19 protein-coding genes are annotated in these 15,921 nt (G+C 71.9%); 13 read left to right on the forward strand and 6 right to left on the reverse strand.

The features are described 5' to 3' along the window. Window positions 1-65: 65 nt before the first annotated feature. Together BMZ83_RS02900 and btuC are read right to left on the reverse strand one after the other, a co-directional pair. Window positions 66-1,355: an ATP-binding cassette domain-containing protein gene (locus tag BMZ83_RS02900; protein ID WP_143076878.1), complete on the reverse strand. Its 1,290-nt coding sequence runs from the start codon at window positions 1,353-1,355 to the stop codon at window positions 66-68. Next, entirely contained in the window at window positions 1,352-2,425 is a 1,074-nt protein-coding gene (gene btuC, locus BMZ83_RS02905) for a vitamin B12 ABC transporter permease BtuC (protein WP_074875454.1), read from the reverse strand. Before btuC ends, BMZ83_RS02900 begins: the two co-directional genes overlap by 4 nt. A gap of 60 nt (window positions 2,426-2,485) precedes the next feature. On the opposite strand from btuC, the gene BMZ83_RS02910 reads away from it, so the two are divergent. The 4 genes from BMZ83_RS02910 to BMZ83_RS02925 are packed head-to-tail and all read left to right on the forward strand — an operon-like array spanning window position 2,486 to window position 5,243. Next, the gene (locus tag BMZ83_RS02910; protein WP_074875456.1) at window positions 2,486-3,637 is read left to right on the forward strand and encodes a PGF-CTERM-anchored ABC transporter substrate-binding protein; all 1,152 of its coding nucleotides are present in this window, start codon (window positions 2,486-2,488) and stop codon (window positions 3,635-3,637) included. Window positions 3,638-3,681: 44 nt separating this feature from the next. Then, the gene (srp19, locus tag BMZ83_RS02915) at window positions 3,682-3,960 is read left to right on the forward strand and encodes a signal recognition particle subunit SRP19 (protein ID WP_074875458.1); all 279 of its coding nucleotides are present in this window, start codon (window positions 3,682-3,684) and stop codon (window positions 3,958-3,960) included. Next, the gene (locus BMZ83_RS02920) at window positions 3,960-4,187 is read left to right on the forward strand and encodes an H/ACA ribonucleoprotein complex subunit GAR1 (RefSeq protein ID WP_241729543.1); all 228 of its coding nucleotides are present in this window, start codon (window positions 3,960-3,962) and stop codon (window positions 4,185-4,187) included. The genes srp19 and BMZ83_RS02920 overlap by 1 nt, the downstream gene beginning before the upstream one ends. A gap of 48 nt (window positions 4,188-4,235) precedes the next feature. Then, window positions 4,236-5,243 carry a presenilin family intramembrane aspartyl protease PSH gene (locus tag BMZ83_RS02925; RefSeq protein WP_074875462.1) on the forward strand — a complete coding sequence of 336 codons (1,008 nt, stop codon included), beginning with the start codon at window positions 4,236-4,238 and terminating at the stop codon, window positions 5,241-5,243. A gap of 16 nt (window positions 5,244-5,259) precedes the next feature. On the opposite strand, the gene BMZ83_RS02930 is transcribed toward BMZ83_RS02925, so the two are convergent. Then, window positions 5,260-5,745, reverse strand: a complete 486-nt coding sequence (locus BMZ83_RS02930; RefSeq protein ID WP_074875463.1) for a PUA domain-containing protein — start codon at window positions 5,743-5,745, stop codon at window positions 5,260-5,262. Between the two features lie 127 nt (window positions 5,746-5,872). Continuing rightward, window positions 5,873-6,370: a LabA-like NYN domain-containing protein gene (locus BMZ83_RS02935; protein ID WP_049980296.1), complete on the reverse strand. Its 498-nt coding sequence runs from the start codon at window positions 6,368-6,370 to the stop codon at window positions 5,873-5,875. 277 nt (window positions 6,371-6,647) lie between these two features. Between BMZ83_RS02935 and dapA the strand changes: the two genes are divergently transcribed. From dapA to BMZ83_RS02975, 8 genes are all read left to right on the forward strand, one after another. Further along, window positions 6,648-7,553, forward strand: a complete 906-nt coding sequence (gene dapA / locus BMZ83_RS02940) for a 4-hydroxy-tetrahydrodipicolinate synthase (RefSeq protein WP_074875465.1) — start codon at window positions 6,648-6,650, stop codon at window positions 7,551-7,553. Continuing rightward, entirely contained in the window at window positions 7,553-8,335 is a 783-nt protein-coding gene (gene dapB, locus BMZ83_RS02945) for a 4-hydroxy-tetrahydrodipicolinate reductase (RefSeq protein ID WP_074875467.1), read from the forward strand. The genes dapA and dapB overlap by 1 nt, the downstream gene beginning before the upstream one ends. A gap of 28 nt (window positions 8,336-8,363) precedes the next feature. Continuing rightward, window positions 8,364-9,197 carry a 2,3,4,5-tetrahydropyridine-2,6-dicarboxylate N-succinyltransferase gene (locus BMZ83_RS02950; RefSeq protein WP_074875469.1) on the forward strand — a complete coding sequence of 278 codons (834 nt, stop codon included), beginning with the start codon at window positions 8,364-8,366 and terminating at the stop codon, window positions 9,195-9,197. After that, window positions 9,194-10,504: a diaminopimelate decarboxylase gene (gene lysA, locus BMZ83_RS02955; protein WP_074875471.1), complete on the forward strand. Its 1,311-nt coding sequence runs from the start codon at window positions 9,194-9,196 to the stop codon at window positions 10,502-10,504. Before BMZ83_RS02950 ends, lysA begins: the two co-directional genes overlap by 4 nt. Beyond that, on the forward strand, window positions 10,501-11,385 hold the full coding sequence (gene dapF / locus BMZ83_RS02960; protein WP_074875473.1) for a diaminopimelate epimerase: 885 nt from the start codon (window positions 10,501-10,503) through the stop codon (window positions 11,383-11,385). Before lysA ends, dapF begins: the two co-directional genes overlap by 4 nt. Continuing rightward, the gene (locus BMZ83_RS02965) at window positions 11,382-12,560 is read left to right on the forward strand and encodes a M20/M25/M40 family metallo-hydrolase (protein ID WP_074875475.1); all 1,179 of its coding nucleotides are present in this window, start codon (window positions 11,382-11,384) and stop codon (window positions 12,558-12,560) included. The genes dapF and BMZ83_RS02965 overlap by 4 nt, the downstream gene beginning before the upstream one ends. A gap of 44 nt (window positions 12,561-12,604) precedes the next feature. Then, window positions 12,605-13,039, forward strand: a complete 435-nt coding sequence (locus BMZ83_RS02970; RefSeq protein ID WP_074875477.1) for a hypothetical protein — start codon at window positions 12,605-12,607, stop codon at window positions 13,037-13,039. Between the two features lie 106 nt (window positions 13,040-13,145). Next, on the forward strand, window positions 13,146-13,946 hold the full coding sequence (locus tag BMZ83_RS02975) for a universal stress protein (protein ID WP_074875479.1): 801 nt from the start codon (window positions 13,146-13,148) through the stop codon (window positions 13,944-13,946). Here BMZ83_RS02975 and BMZ83_RS02980 read toward each other — a convergent pair whose 3' ends face one another. Continuing rightward, on the reverse strand, window positions 13,947-14,177 hold the full coding sequence (locus BMZ83_RS02980) for a zinc ribbon domain-containing protein (RefSeq protein ID WP_074875481.1): 231 nt from the start codon (window positions 14,175-14,177) through the stop codon (window positions 13,947-13,949). It abuts the gene before it with no gap. Between the two features lie 77 nt (window positions 14,178-14,254). Here BMZ83_RS02980 and BMZ83_RS02985 point away from each other — a divergent pair, with 77 nt between their 5' ends. Further along, window positions 14,255-14,494, forward strand: a complete 240-nt coding sequence (locus BMZ83_RS02985) for a hypothetical protein (protein WP_074875483.1) — start codon at window positions 14,255-14,257, stop codon at window positions 14,492-14,494. On the opposite strand, the gene purB is transcribed toward BMZ83_RS02985, so the two are convergent. Then, window positions 14,491-15,879, reverse strand: coding sequence for an adenylosuccinate lyase (purB, locus tag BMZ83_RS02990; RefSeq protein ID WP_074875485.1), 1,389 nt, complete (start codon window positions 15,877-15,879; stop codon window positions 14,491-14,493). The genes BMZ83_RS02985 and purB overlap by 4 nt on opposite strands. Window positions 15,880-15,921: the final 42 nt, after the last annotated feature.

The following is a 15,921-nucleotide window of genomic DNA, read 5'->3' on the forward strand; positions in this document are numbered from 1 at the left end:
CCGGCGGGAGTAAGGATGACGAAAGGGAGTTCGCGTCCTCGCCCGCCGGCCGTGGCCGGCGAGCGCTACGCGAGCACGTCGAGCAGCTCCGGGGTCGACGCCGCGACGCCCGCCTCGCCCACGCGGAGCCGTCGATACGCCGCCGCGGCCGCCTCGGCAACCGTCCGCTCGTTCGTCGGCCGCTCCTCGATGCAGTACGCCGGCGTCCCGCTGTCGGCGACCGCCGACAGCACCGGCGCCAACCCCGCAGTGAGGTCCACGTCGGCGACGACGACCGCGTCGGCCCGCTCGACCAGCGTTCGCAGGCGGTCGAGCGTCGCGTCGTCGACGCCGTCGAGCGCGCCGACTTCGAGCGTCGACATCCCCAGCGCGTCGGCGACCGCGGCGTCGCTGTCGCCCGCGGAGAGGGGGCCGACCGTCGCCTCGAGGCCGGCGCGATCGAGACGGGTCAGCAAGGGGCCCGCACGCCCGCCGCCGGCGACGACGTGGACGCGGTCGACGGGCGGGATCTCCGGGGCGTCGTCGGCGGGTTCCACGTCCGGCAGGGCGGTCACGCGTGGACGCTCGGTGACGGGGTCGGGGGTCACGACCGCGTCCACGTCGAACGCGTGGCCGACGGTCGAGCCGGTGAGCACCGACTCGGGCGGCCCGTCGGCGACGATCCCGCCGTCGGCGACGACGACGATCCGGTCGCAGTACCGCGCCGCAGTGTCGAGGTCGTGGATCGCCGCGATCGCCGCTCGCCCCTCCCCGGCCAGTTCGGCGACCGTCTCGAACGTTCGGAGCCGGTGGTTCGGGTCGAGGCTGGCGGTCGGCTCGTCGAGGAGCAGCAGCGGGGTGTCCTGGGCGAGCGCGCGGGCCAGCAGCACCCGCGAGCGCTCGCCGCCGGAGACCGCCGGCACGGGGCGCTCGGCGAACTCGGTAACCTCAGTCCGCTCCATCGCGCGCTCGACGGCCGCGTGGTCGGCCTCGTCCATCGCGCTGAACCGTGGGACGTGGGGCGTCCGGCCCATCGCGACGATCTCCCGGACGGAGAACGCGAAGGAGAGCGAGGTGTCCTGTGGGACCGTCGCGACACGGCGCCCCACGGCTCTCGCGGGAAGGTCGGCGACGGGATCGCCCGCGACCCGAACCTGGCCGGAATCGGGCGAGAGCGTCCCGCGGGCGGTCCGCAGGAGCGTCGTCTTCCCCGCGCCGTTGGGGCCGACGAGCCCCACGAGTTCGCCGCGTTCCACCTCAAGGCTCACGCCGTCGAGAACGTCGGTCTCCCCGAGCGTGACCGAGAGGTCGTCGATCGACAGCACCGGGTCGTCGGTGGGGGTCGGTACCGCTGTCTCGGTGGGGTCGCCCGTCATAGCTCGTGAACCCTCCGCTTGCGCAGCAGGAACAGGAAGAAGGGCGCGCCGACCGCGGCGGTGACGATCCCGACGGGGAGCTCCTGGGGGGCGCTCCGGGCGGCCGTGTCCGCGGCCACGAGGAACGCCGAGCCAGCGAGCGCCGCCGTCGGCAGCAGGATCCGGTGGTCCGGGCCGACGACGAGTCGCATCACGTGGGGGACGATCAGGCCGACGAAGCCGATCACGCCCGAGACGGCGACGCCGGCGCCGGTCACGACGGCCGAGACAGCGAGCAGCAGGCGCTTGGTTCGCTCGACCTCGATCCCGAGGCCGGCGGCCTCCTCCTCGCCGAGCAGCATGACGTTCAGGTCCCGCGCGTAGGCCAGCAGGACGAGGAAGCAGCCGAGGACGAACAGCGGGAGCAGCGGCACGCCCGCCACGGGGACGAAGTCCGCCCAGCCGGCGTTGTCGAGGTGACCCATCAGCCAGTAGACGACGCGACGCATGCTCTCGCCCGACTGCAACAGGAGGAACGAGGTGACTGCGCCGAGGAACGTCTGGACTGCAACCCCGGCCAGGAGCAGCGTCGCCACCGGCGTCCGTCCGTTCTCGGTCGCGATGGCGTAGACGCCGAAGGCGGTGAGCAGCGCGCCGGCGAAGGCTGCGGGCTCCAGCCCCAGCCCGAACGGGACCGCCGCGGGGGCGACGATCGACGCGACGGCGCCCACCGCCGCGCCCGAGGAGACGCCGATGATCGAGGGATCGGCCATCGGGTTGCGGAAGAACCCCTGCATCACCGTCCCGGCGGCGCCGAGGGCGAACCCCACCAGCGCGCCCAGCAGGATCCGCGGCAGCCGGATGCGCATCACGATCGCGCGGTGGGACTCCCGCAGCGAGAACTCGAAGGGGTGGCGCCAGGCGAACTCGCCCCCGGCGAGGGTCGGCACCGCGACCGCTTCGAGCACGGCCTTGAACGCCGTCCCGGCGGGGACCGCAACGGGACCGATCCCGGCGCTGAGGACGACGACGCCGGCGAGGGCGACGGCTAAGCTTGCCGACCAGCCGGTGGCGCGTCTCGCGACGCTCATGTACTCAAAGCTGAGTTGCGTTAGACAAATACTTGTTGCACTAGACGCGAGGTGGAGGCGATGCGAACGCGAACGACGCTGTTGATCGTACTGTGTACGCTTCTTGCGGCCGTCGCGCCGGCCGGCGCGGTCGGCGCGCCCGACGCGTCGACGGCCCAGGCGGCCGTCGACGCCGACGCGGCGGTTCAGCAGGAGGTTCCTGACTGCACGTTCCCCTTCACGTCGACGGACGCGACGGGGACCGAGGTGACCGTCGAGGAGAGGCCCGAGACGGTGACGACCCTCGGGGCCAGCGCGGCCCAGACGATGTGGGAGATCGGCGGCAAGGAGCAGGTCGTCGGGCTCAGCAGTAACGCCGCCTACCTCGCCGACGCCGGGAGCCGGACCAACGTCTCCGCCAGCGGCTTCGGCTACAGCACCGAGGCGGTGGTCGGGACGGAGGCGGATCTGGTGCTCGCGGCCAACATCGTGCCCGCGGAGACCGTGACCGCGCTGCGTGACGCCGGCATGACCGTGTACCAGTTCGAGGCGGCCACCTCGATCGAGGACGTGGCGAACAAGACCACGCTGATCGGCAAGCTCACCGGGAACTGTGAGGGCGCCGCCGAGGCGAACGCGTGGATGAACGCGAACGTCGAGACCGCACAGGAGGTCACGGCCGACACGGAGTCGCCCGAGGTGCTGGTGCCCCTCAGCGGCGGCTCGCTGGTCGGCGGCGGCACGTTCATCAACGCGATGGTCGAGGCCGGCGGTGCCACGAACCTCGCCGTCGAGGCGTTCAACACCTCCTACCCCTACCAGGTCTCCGACGAGACGATCCTCGAACTGAACCCCGAGGTGCTGGTGCTGCAGGAGGGGCTTACGGGTCTGATCACCCAGGAACCCTACGCGTCGACGACCGCCGGCGAGAACAACGCGAGCGTGGTCGTCGACCCGAACTACCTGAGCCAGCCCGCCCCGCGCTCGGTCGTGTACTCGACGCGGAACCTGACCGAAGGGTTCCACCCCGAGGCGGCCGCGAGCGCGGAGTGGACCGCGAAGTCCGAGGTGAGCGTCGGGACTGAAACGGCGACCGCAACCCCGACCGAGGCGATGACCGAGTCGACGCCGACGCCAGAGCAGCCGACGACGACTGAAGGGCCCGGCTTCGGCGGCGTCGCCGCCGTCGCCGCCCTCGGCGCGGGCGCGGCGCTGCTCGCCCGGCGCGACTGAGCGGCACCAAAACCGATATCCCCGACGACGGCCTCTTCTTTCGCATGATCGAGAACGTCGTCTACCCCGCGTATTTGGACGCGGACTACAGCCGCTCGGAGGGCCGGCGGGTGCCGCTCGACGAGGCCGTCGAGGACCCCACGGTCGACGAGATCGCGAAGGCGGTGCAGCAGGTGGGCTACGACGCGGTCGTCGAACGCGACAAGAGCTACTCACGGGAGTTCGAGTCACGCGGGCGCGTGCTCGTCCAGGGCGCCGACGACGCCTCGAAGAACGACCTCGTGCAGGCGATCGCGGCCTACGTCGCGATCCTCCGGGACTGATGGAGCGAGTCGGCACGGTCTCCCGGACCGCACAGGGACTCGCGATCGTGCGCTGTCCGGACGGCGACCACCCAGACATCGGCCGGCCAGTCGTCGACGAGAGCCTCGACACGGTCGGGCGCGTCGTCGACGTGTTCGGCCCCGTCTCCCAGCCGTACGTCGCGGTCTCGCCATCGAACCGGGACGGACTCGCCGCGTTAGTGGGCCAGAAGCTCTACGCCCGGTAGCTGAACCGGACCACAACCGCCAAACCTCCCGCGAGTGAACGGCCGGCAATGACCTCTCGTGCGTTCCGCGGGACGGCGTTCGCGGCCCTCGTCTTCCTGCTCGTCCAACTGGGCGCGCTGGCGCTCGTTCCCTCCTTCGAGGCCAGCGGCTACCAGCAGTTCGAGAACCCCCAGAACCCCACGAACAGCCTGATATACATCGTCCTGATCCTCGTGATGACGGCGCTGATGCTCGCGGCGTTCAGGTACGACTTCGACTGGGTGGTGCGGGCGTTCGTCGTGTTCACCAGCGGCCTGCTCGCGTGGTACGTCCTCGGCGTGTTCCTGCCGGCCCTCGTCGCGATCCCGCTGTCGGCGCTGATCGCGGTCGCGCTCTGGGTGTACCCAGAGTGGTACGTCATCGACGTCGCCGGGGTGGTGATGGGCGCCGGCGCCGCCGGCCTGTTCGGCATCAGCTTCGGCGTCCTGCCGGCGATCGTCCTGCTCGCGGTGCTGGCGGTGTACGACGCGATCTCCGTCTACGGCACCGAGCACATGCTCGACCTCGCGGAGGGCGTCATGGACCTCCGGGTCCCGGTCGTGCTGGTGATCCCGCTCACGCTGGGGTTCTCGATCCTGCCGGACGACGACGGGGAAGCAGGGGCCGAGAGCGGGAGTGACGATGGCGAGAACGAGACTGACGAGGGAGGGAGCGACGAGACCGAGGCGTCCTCCCCGGCCGACGAGGCGGCCGTGGATGGCGAGGGCCCCGGCGTGGCCGACCGCGACGCCTTCTTCATCGGGCTGGGCGACGCCGTGATGCCCACTGTGCTCGTCGCCAGCGCCGCCCACTTCTCGCCCGCGGCGCCGATCGACCTCGGGATCGACCTCGCAGTGAACCTCCCCGCGCTGACGGCGATGGTCGGGACCTTCCTCGGGCTGTTCGTCCTGCTCCGGATGGTGTTCGCGGGGCGCGCCCACGCGGGCCTGCCGCTGCTCAACGGCGGCGCCATCGGCGGCTACCTCGTTGGGTCGGTCGTCGCTGGCGTGCCGATCCTGACGGCGCTGGGGCTGTAACTGCCCCGGAAACCGGCTACCCTCCCGAACCCACGTACTCGTCGACGCCCTCGCGGACCATCACCGCCATCCCGGTCCGGAAGTCCTGCATCCCCCCCGCGGAGAGCTCCGCGCGGCCGACGCCCAGCAGTTCGCCGTCCTCGTGAACCACCAGCACCTCGTCGCCCGGCCGGATCTCCGGCCCGGAGCGGTCGACGAACTTCGCGAACGTGTTCTCGCCGTCGCGGACGAACGGCTCGGACTCGTCGCCGACGTAGACGCGGTAGGCGGGGGCGTCGAGGTGGTCGTGGAGGCGGCGCCCGCCCGCGAACCCGAGCGTGAACCGCCCGTCGGTGCCCATCGACGCCAGCCGGCCGTCGGGGGCGTGGATCTGGCTGGGGCGGCCGCCGGTGGAGTAGTCGATCTCGAGGTGGGCCTCCGCGGGGAACAGCGCGTCGCCGGCGCCGCGGCCGAACTGGTAGTCGGCCGTGGTCCGCAGGTCCGCACGCGAGGTCTTGGCCATACCTCCCGTAGCGCCCGCTCGGCGGAAAAGCGTCTCGAAGCCCGGGGGCGAGTCGGCTACACACAGCCACGGCGTGGGCTCCGCCGCCGCGAGCCGGAACTCGCGACAGGCCACTCGCCGTGGCTGGTCAGAGTAAGAACTCCTCCTCGCGCTCGGCCATGTCGTGGAACGCGTCGGCGGCGTCGATCAGCTCCTCGGCGGTCGAACTCTCGAAACAGAACACCTCGACGCGGACGCCCTCGTGGCGCAGGTGCGAGCAGAGCCGCGCGAAGTCGCCGTCGCCGGAGGCGAGCACAAGCGTGTCGACCTTCTCGGCCAGCGTCACCGCGTCGAGGACGATGCCCACGTCCCAGTCGGCCTTCTGGGAGCCGTCGCCGAAGGTCTTGATCTCCTTGATCTTGCGCTCGAAGCCGATGTCCTCCAGCGCCTCGAAGAAGGACTCCTCCTCGGGCGAGTCCGCGCGGATGACGTACGCCAGCGCCCGGACGAGTTCGCGGTCCATCACCGCCTTCTCCAGCAGCGCGGAGTAGTCGATGTTCCGGGAGTAGAGGCTCTGGGCCGTGTGGTAGAGGTTCTGCGCGTCGGCGAGCACCGCGACGCGCTGGCCCTCGTGGATCTCGGTCATTGGCCGTTCGTTTCCCGTCGTCGGTTAAAAAATGCCGTCTCCCCGCGGCGTCGACGGAGCAGAACCGTTATGGTCGTCGGACCCTCGGTCTCAGTCGTGACCCGAACGGCCGGACTCCGCGGCGCCGCTCCCCGCCGAGCCACGGCCGTCGTCTTCGCCCGCGGTAAACGCAGTAAACGCTGATTCTCCCGCTGCCGGCCGGTGTCGCGCCCGGTCGCCGGTGGACTCCAGACTGCATCGCGCAGCGACCGCCAACGCTCCGACCCACGACACACCGATGACGACACCGTTCAGCGGGGTCTACCCCGCCATGACCACTCCCTTCCGGGAGGACGAGAGTATCGCCCACGACCGACTCGCCGCCGACGCCCGGCGACTCGAAGCCGCCGGCGTCGACGGGCTCGTCCCCGTCGGCTCCACCGGCGAGTCCGCGACGCTGACCCACGACGAACACGCACAGGTCGTCGAGACGGTCGTCGACGCCGTCGACGACGTGCCGGTCATCGCCGGCGCGGGATCGAACGCGACCCACGAGGCCGTCAGCCTCGCCGAGGACGCCGAGGCCGCGGGCGCCGACGCCGTCCTGCTGATCTCGCCGTACTACAACAAGCCCGAGGCCGCGGGCTATCTGGAGCACTACCGTACGATCGCCGACGCCGTCGACCTGCCGGGGATCGTCTACAACGTGCCCTCGCGCACTGGCCGGAACGTCCCCGTCGACGTGGTCGCCGAACTCGCCGAGCACCAGAACATCCGGGGGTACAAGGCCGCCAGCGGCGATCTCGGCCGCGTCTCCGAGGTGATCGAGCGCACGAGCGACCAGCAGTTCTCCGTGCTCTCGGGCGACGACGGGCTCACGCTGCCCATCTGCTCGCTCGGCGGAACGGGAACGATCAGCGTCGTGGCCAACGTCGAACCCGAGCGCACGGGCGCGATGATCGGCGCCGTCGCCGAGGACGACATGGGCCGCGCCCGCGACCTGCACTACGAGCTCGCCCCGCTGATCCGCGAGCTGTTCGTCGAGACCAACCCCATCCCGGTGAAGGAGGCGATGGCGATCCGCGAGGACCACCCGCCGCACGTTCGCTCGCCGCTGACGCGCCTCTCCGCGGAGCGACGCGACGAACTCCGCGAGGCGCTCGACGACCTGGCCGACGAGCCCACGCCGGAGGTGACTGCCTGATGACGGGCGAGCCGACCCGGATCGTCGTCACCGGCGCCTCGGGGCGGATGGGCGAGGAACTGATCGACGCTGCCGGCGACCGCAGCGACGTGCTGATCGTCGCCGCCGTCTCCCGGACGCCCGGGTCCGTCACCGCCGAGGCGGCGGTCGGCACGCACCTCGACGCCACGCTCGCCGACGAGGACCACGTCGACGCCGTGGTCGACTTCACCGCGCCCGAGGCGACTGCCGAGTACGCCGCCATCGCCGCCGAGCACGGCGTCGCGTTCGTCACCGGGACGACCGGATTGGCGGGCCACGAGGCCGACCCCGTGACCGCACTCGACGCCGCCAGCGAGTCGGTTCCGGTTCTCCACGCCAGCAACTTCTCGCGGGGGATCGCCACACTCCGCGGGGCGATCCGCGAGGCCGCGGCCTCGCTCCCGGGCTACGACGTGGAGGTCACCGAGACCCACCACGACGGGAAGCGTGACGCCCCGAGCGGCACCGCGCTCACGCTCGCCGAGGATATCGAGGCCGAGCGCTCGGACCTGACCGAGCGCCAGCACGGCCGCGAGGGCGAGCAGCCCCGCGAACCTGAGGAGATCGGCGTCCACGCCCGCCGCGCCGGCGACGTGACCGGCGAGCACGAGGTGCTGTTCGCGGGCAACCGCGAGACGGTCTCGCTCTCCCACCGTGCGGGCGACCGCGGGGTGTTCGCCGAGGGCGCGCTGGACGCCGCCGTCGCCGTCGCCGACCGCGAGCCCGGCCGCTACGAGTTCGCCGACCTGCTCCGGGATTGATTGCCCCCCAACTCACTACCTATCACCAATGAGCCTCGAACCCGAGATTTCGGACCTGTGGAACCGCTACCAGGACGGACTTACCGCCGCCGACGCCGGCAGTAGTGAACTGGAGACACTCGACGCCTTCCTCGCCGCGCTGGAGGCCGGCGAGTACCGCGCCGCCGAACAGGTCGGCCCCGCGGAGTGGGAAGCCGTCGAGTGGGTCAAGCAGGGCGTCCTGCTCAACTTCGGCCTGCGCGAGACCCGGCCCCGCAGCTACGGTGGCGTCGACTACTACGACGTGCTCCCGCTGCGGTCGACCGACGACCTCGCGGAGCGCGGCACGCGGAACACGCCCGACGGCACCGTCCTCCGCCCGGGCTCCTACCTCGGGGAGGACGTGATCGCCATGTCGCCGAGTTTCGTCAACATCGGCGCCTACGTCGGCGACGGGGCGCTCGTGGACTCCAACGACGTGGTCGGCTCCTGTGCCCAGATCGGTGCGGGGGTCAAGCTCGGCGCGAACACGCTGATCGGCGGCGTGCTCGAACCGGTCGAGGAGGCGCCGGTGGTGATCGAGGACGGCGTCTCCCTCGGCGCCGGCTGCCGGGTCACCTCCGGCTTCGTCGTCGGCGAGAACGCCGTCGTCGCCGAGGACACGCTTTTGACGCCCCGGATCCCCGTCTACGACCTCGTGGATGACGAAGTCCACTACGGCCGGCTGCCGCCCGAGCGCCGGGCGTTCCAGCGCTACGTGGAGTCCTCAGTCTCCGAGGAGGAACTCATCCCGGGGAAGGCGTACAAGCCGGCCGTCGTCGCCACCGGTCTGGAACAGGAAACGCTCGAAGCGACCCAGCGCGAGGGCGCGCTCCGGGAATGAGCCACGAGGACCACAGCCCGACGGGCGTCGACGAGCGACCCGACGGCGGCCCCGCAGTCCGTCGACTCGCTGACTGGGACCGCGAGACCCTGGAAGAACTCGCCGCCGAGCACGGCACGCCGCTGTACGCGTTCGACCCCGCGCGAGTCCGGGAGAACTGCCGGCGCCTCCACGGCGCGTTCCCCGGGGCCGACATCCAGTACGCCGCGAAGGCCCACACCGCCCGCCGGACCCTCAAAGCCGTCCACGACGAGGGGCTGGGGATCGAGTCCGCCTCGGCGGGCGAAGTGCGGCGTGCGCTCGACGCCGGGATCCCGGGCGCGGACGTGACCTACACCGCGGTCAACCCGCCAGCCCAGGACCTGGACGCCGTCGTCGCGGCGTGGCGGAGCCACCCCGACCTGACGATCACCGCGGGAGCGGCGGACACGATCGACCGCCTCGCCGAGCGCGGGTTCGACGGCCGCCTGCGCCTGCGAGTGAACCCCGGCGTCGGCGCCGGCCATCACGAGAAGGTCGTGACCGGCGGCCACCCGAAGTTCGGCGTCGCGCTCGACCGCGCGCCCGACCTCGCCGCCCGGGCGGCCGAAGCGTTCGAGTTCGCCGGCATCCACGCCCACGCCGGGTCCGGGATCTCGGGCGAGGATCTCGCGGACCACCGCGAACTCGTCCGCCGGATGGGCGAGTTGGCGCGGGAGCTCGAAGCGGACGGCATCCCGGTCGAGACGGTCGACGTGGGCGGCGGATTCGGCGTCCCCTACCGCGAGGACGCACCGCCGCTCGATCTCGACGCCGTCGCCGAGGCGACCCGAGAGGCCCTGGGCGAGGTCGACGCGACGCTCGCGATCGAACCTGGACGCTACGTCGTCGCCGACGCCGGCGTCCTGCTGACGCGGGTGAACACCGTGAAGGAGGCCCTCGGGACGGTCGTCGCCGGCGTCGACGCCGGGATGACGACGCTGCTCCGGCCGGCGATGTACGACGCGTACCACGCGGTTCGGAACCTGGGGGGGGACACGAGCGGCCGCGAGCAGGTCGGCGTCACCGTCGCCGGCCCGGTCTGTGAGACCGCGGACCTGCTCTGTGAGAACCGCCCCCTCCCCCGTCCGGAGCGCGGGGACCTGCTCACGGTGGGGAACGCCGGCGCGTACGGCTACGAGATGGCGTCGACGTACAACTCCCGGCCCCGGCCCGCGGAAGTCACTGTCGACGGCGACCTCCTCCGCCGGCGCGAGACGCTCGCGGACGTGAGCCGGCTCGACGCGCCGGGGGAGTCAAGCCGCCGGAGCGACGAGAGGGAGCCATGAGCGTCCCGTTCGAGAAGTACGACGGCGCGGGCAACGACTTCGTGGTGGTGGACGCAGACGACGGCGCCGTCGAGGACCGCGCCGCGTTCGCCCGCGCTCACTGCGACCGGGAGACGGGCGTGGTCGACGGGGCGGGGGGGCGCCGCGGCGCCGACGGCGTCCTCTTCCTCTCACTCGATGGCGACACCGACCCAGCAACGGTGACGATGACCCTGGTCCAGCCGGACGGCTCCGTCGCCGAGATGTGCGGCAACGGCGCGCGCTGCGTGGCCGCGTGGGCGGCCGACCGATCGGGGGCGTCGACCGTCGCCATCGACACGCCAGCGGGCCGCCGGCGCGCGGTCGTCGAGGAGGAGGTCGCCGTGGAGATGGGGACGCCGACGTTCGATCCCGGGGCGGTCCCGCTCGCGGGCGACGACCCCGCGATCGACGCGACGCTCGACGAACTCGACGGAACGCCGGCGGCGGGGCTGTCGGTGACGGCGGTCAACACCGGCGTGCCCCACGCAGTCGTCTTCGTCGACGACGTGGAGGCGGTCGACATCGACGCCGTCGCGCCGCCGATCCGCCACGCCGACACGTTCCCCGAGGGCGCGAACGTCACGTTCGCGGCTCGGGAGGGGGACGGCTACCGCCAGCGCACCTTCGAGCGCGGCGTCGAGGGGGAGACCCGCGCCTGCGGCACCGGCGCCGTCGCCGTCGCCGCCGCCGCGGCGCGCCTCGGCCACCTGTCCGACGCCGGCGAGACGAACTGGGTCACCGTGACACCGCCGGGGGGCGAACTCGGTGTCGCGGTCCCCGACGACGGACCGGCGCGCCTGCGCGGCCCCGCCGAGAAGCGCTTCGAGGGGGAGCTTCCCGTTCCGGGGGGCGAACAGTGAGCTTCGACCCGATCGACTTTCTCGCGGACGCGGTGCGGGCGGACTCGACGACCGACGTGCGCGAGTCCCGCGATCTGTTGCTCGACGCGCTGCGGGACGACGAACACGACCCAGACGTCGACGCCGCCGGGAACGTCCGCGCGAGCCGCGGATCCGGGCGCCCGCACCTCGTCTTCAACACCCACCTCGACACCGTCTCGCCCCACGTTCCCTTCGAGCGCGACGGCGAGGTGATCCGCGGCCGGGGCGCCTGCGACGCGAAGGGCCCACTGGCCGCACTGCTCGCCGCGTTTCTCGAGGTAGAGATCGACGAGGGCACGCTTACGCTCGCGGTCACCCCGGACGAGGAGGCGCTCTCGACGGGCGCCCACGCGCTGATGACCGGCGAGGTGGCGCCCGGCGGTCCGGGCGAGGCGGGCGCGAGCGTCGATCCGCTCCCGGCAGTCCGCCCGGAGCCGGACGCGTTCGTCGTCGGCGAGCCGACCGGACTCGACGTCTGCACCGCCGCGCGCGGTCGGTTCGAGGGGACGATCGCGGTCGAGGGGACCGCCGCCCACGCCGCCAGCCCCGAGTCAGGCGTCAACGCCGTCTCGGCGGCGGGGCGACTGCTCGGCGCGCTGGCGGCGTTCGACGGCGTCGACGCTCACCCGCAGTTGGGCGAGGCGACGCTCGTCCCGACGGGGATCGACGGCGGGAAGTCGACGAACCAGGTACCCGCCGGCTGCGAGATCACCGTCGATCGTCGGAGCGTCCCGCCGGAGACCGCCGCGGGGTTCCGACGCGCGCTCGAAACCCACCTCGGGACGGCGGTCAGCGCCGACGCGTCGGTCTCGGTGTCGCTCACCGAGCGCGAGACGCCGTTCCTGGAGGCGTTCGCGACCGATCCCGAGGAGCCGGTCGTCGGCGAGCTCGCCGACGCCGCGGCGACCGCGAGCGAGGCGGCGGGACTGGGCGAGTGCGGGGCGGTTCGCCCGTTCGGCGCGGCTACCGAGGCCTCGTACTTCGCGCCGGTACCGACGGTCGTGTTCGGTCCCGGCCACCTCGCCGACGACGAAGGTGCGGTCGCCCACGCGGAACGGGAGTACGTCGAGATCCCGGCGGTGCGCGCGGCGGCGACCGCGGTTCGGACGGCGACCGAACGCCTGCTGGGTGTCGACGGGTCGTTGTCGGGCTGAGCGCCACACGCGGGTTTTTGGTCGCCGGCCGAGTTCGTCGCGACATGGCACCGTTCGTCGACGGCACGCGGCTGGGTCGCGTGCTCGCGCTGGTGGTCCTCTCGACGCTCGCGCTCACCGCGAGCTTCGTCGGGCTGGTCGGGCTGGCCGACGGCGCGGTCCGGCGGACGACCACCCGCCTGCCGATCTACGTGACCGCGACGGCGGCCGTCTTCCTCGGTGCGGTCGTGGTGTTCGAGGAGTCCCGCGGCGGGGTGCGTGCGCTCGTCGCCGCATTCGCCGCCGGCGTCGGCACGCTGTTCGTCGTCGGGTTCGGCGGGGAGGGGATCGTCTATGCGCTCGCCGAGCCCGGCGAAGTGTTCGACCTCCAGTTGCTCGGCTACCTGCTCTCCGCGGCGCTGATGGGGACCGGCGTCGGCTACTGGGCGTGGCGCAACTGGGCGTCGCTCCGGATCGGCGGGCTCGGGGACGCGCTGTGACGGATACCGGCTGAAACGCTCGAAATTGGCGGAATTTCTGGCCTATCTCCGGCGTGGAGGAATTACTGCGGGTCGCTTATGTGGATCCGGGATAGAGTGATGAGGTATGGGAGAGGATGGGACGGCACTCCGGAACGGGCGACCAGTGCTGGGGACACTGCTCGATCCCACCGGGGACACACAGGCACGGGAACTCTCCTTCGCACTGGCGCGGGAGGGGAACCGGCCCGTACGCCTCCTCTCGCCCGGGCGGACGCCCGACGCGCAGGGGTCGTCGACGGCGGCCCAAGCCGACGGGCCGCCGGTCCAGTTCGCCTGTACCGAGAACGCCGTCCGGACGGGCCGTTCGCCCGCCGCCGTCGTCGCGGAGGAGGCTGCCGAGGCGAGTGCCGCCGTGGTGACCGTCGAGCGCCCGGCGTCGGAGTCGCCCGGCCCGGGCCTCCGGCGGGAGACGACCGACCGCATCGTCGCGAACAGCCCGACCGATACCGTCGTCGCCAACGGCTGCGGGGAGTTGGACGATCTGGCGTCGATCCTCGTTCCGGTCGCGGGCGGCCCCCACACCGAACTCACGGTCCGGGTGGCGCGTGCGCTGGCCGAGCGCGAGAACGCGTGGGTCGAACTGTTCACCGTCGTGCCCGCGGACGCCGACGCCGACCGGCGCTCGGCAGCAGCAGGCCACCTCGCGGAGGCGCGGCAGTACCTCGGCGAGTTCGAGGAGTTCGACACCTGGCTCTACGAGGCGGACGATCCGGCCTCGGCGATCGCCGAACAGTCGGCGTACTACGACGCGATCGTGATGGGCGCGCCGACGAAGGGCCGCCTCAAGCGCGTGGTGTTCGGCTCGACGCCGGACAGCGTCGACGAGTGTGTCGACATCCCCGTGATCACGGCCACCTCGAAGTAGCTACCCGAGGAACAGGTCGACCATGTTCCCCGAACTCTGCCCCCGGTAGAGCTCCGAGTAGCCGCAGTTGGCGCAGGAGACCACGTCGAACTGCCGGTTCTGTACGTCGAACATCTTCGAGAGCCCGGTGCCGCTGGTGGCGATCTCGTCGATCTCGGTCTCGGTGTGGCCGCATTTCGGGCAGCCGTCCTCGCGATCCTGTCGTCCCAGGTCGTCGGTCGGAGGGCACATACGGCTGGCCGTATGGCCGAAGCGAGCAAAAAGCTACCCCCGTAACCACTTTTGGCTTCCCGCACCGTCTCGCCGCCATGCCCGCCGTTGGCGCGCTGTTCGCCCTCCTGGTCGTGCTCTCGATCGCGGGGACGATCGGCCTCTGGTACGCCATCGACGGCGAGACCGACGACACACGGATCATGAGCCGCGGCGACGCCGAGCGGGCGGCGCGGAAGGACACCGACGAGAACGGAGCCGATACGGGGGCGAACCGTGATAGGGGAGCAGACACGGCGTGGAGCGTCGACGACCGCGAGGGCGACGACGCCCGCTAGTCGAGTTCGTCGACGAGGTCGTCGGCGACGCCGGTGTAGCCGGCGGGCGTGAGCGCCCGCAGTTCCGTGCGCACGTCCTCCTCCACGTCGAGCTCGTCGAACAGCTCGCGGAAGTCAGCGAGCGTCACGCGCTGCCCCCGGGTCAGCTCCTTCACGCGCTCGTAGGCCTCGGTGTCGCCCTCGCGGCGGAGGATCGTCTGCACCGCCTCGCCGATGATCTCGGGCGTGGCCTCCAGTTCCTCACGCATCACCTGCTCGTTGGGGACGACTTTCCCCAGCCCGGTCGCCGTCTTGCGGTAGCCGATGAGGCAGTGGGCGAAGGCGGCGCCGACGTTGCGCTTGACCGTCGAGTCCGAGAGGTCCCGCTGAAGCCGCGAGGAGGTGACGTAGTCCCGGAGGAAGGTCAGGTCCGAGTTGGCCTTCGAGAGGTTCCCCTCGCTGTTCTCGAAGTCGATGGGATTGACCTTGTGGGGCATCGTCGACGACCCGGTCTCGCTCGACTCGCTCTCCTGGCCGAGGTAGCGGTCCGAGACGTAGCGCCACACGTCCCGATCGAGGTCGAGGAGGACGTTGTTCACGCCGGCGAGCGCGTCGAACAGCGCCGCGAGGTCGTCACAGGGGTTGATCTGGGTCGCGAGCGGGGTGTGCTCGAGGCCGAGGTCGTCGACGAACGCGGCCGAGAACGCCCGCCAGTCCACATCGGGGTAGGCGGCGACGTGGGCGGCGTAGGTGCCCGAGGCACCGGCGAGTTTCCCGGAGAGGGCCTCCACGGCCGCCCGCACCCGCGCCTCAGCGCGGCCGAGGCGGGCGGCGACGACGGCCATCTCCTTGCCGAACGTCGTCGGCGTCGCCGGCTGGCCGTGGGTGCGCGCGAGCATCGGCACGTCCCGGTACTCCCGGGCCATCCTGGTCAGCGCGTCACGGATCGCCTCGATGGCGGGCAGGAGGACCTCCTCGACGGCGCCCTTGGCGTTCAGGCGGTGCGCGAGGTTGTTCACGTCCTCGCTGGTGAGCCCGAAGTGGATCCAGGGGTGGAGGCGCTCGGGCGTCTCGGTCCGGAGGAAGTACTCGACGGCCTTCACGTCGTGGCGGGTGGCCGCGAACTCCTCGGTCCCCTCGGTCTCGATTCGTTTGACCAGCGCGGCGTCGTCGGCGTCGAACCCGTCGACGACCTCGCGGAGGTGGGCGCGCTCCTCGGGGGTGACTTCGCAGTCGACGGCCTCGGCGTCGGCGAGCGCGAGCAGGTACTCGACCTCGACGCGCAGGCGTGCCTCGATCAGCGCGGCCTCGCTGGCGTACGGCACCAAATCCGCGGTCTTGCCGGCGTACCGGCCGTCGAGCGGCGAGACGGCCGCGAGCGGCGACTCGCGGGGGAGATCGTTCATACCCGAGGCTCACCCGGGCAGTCACAAAACCCTGCCGGAGCC

Origin of the sequence: Halolamina pelagica (assembly GCF_900115675.1) — an archaeon.
Taxonomy (GTDB): domain Archaea; phylum Halobacteriota; class Halobacteria; order Halobacteriales; family Haloferacaceae; genus Halolamina; species Halolamina pelagica.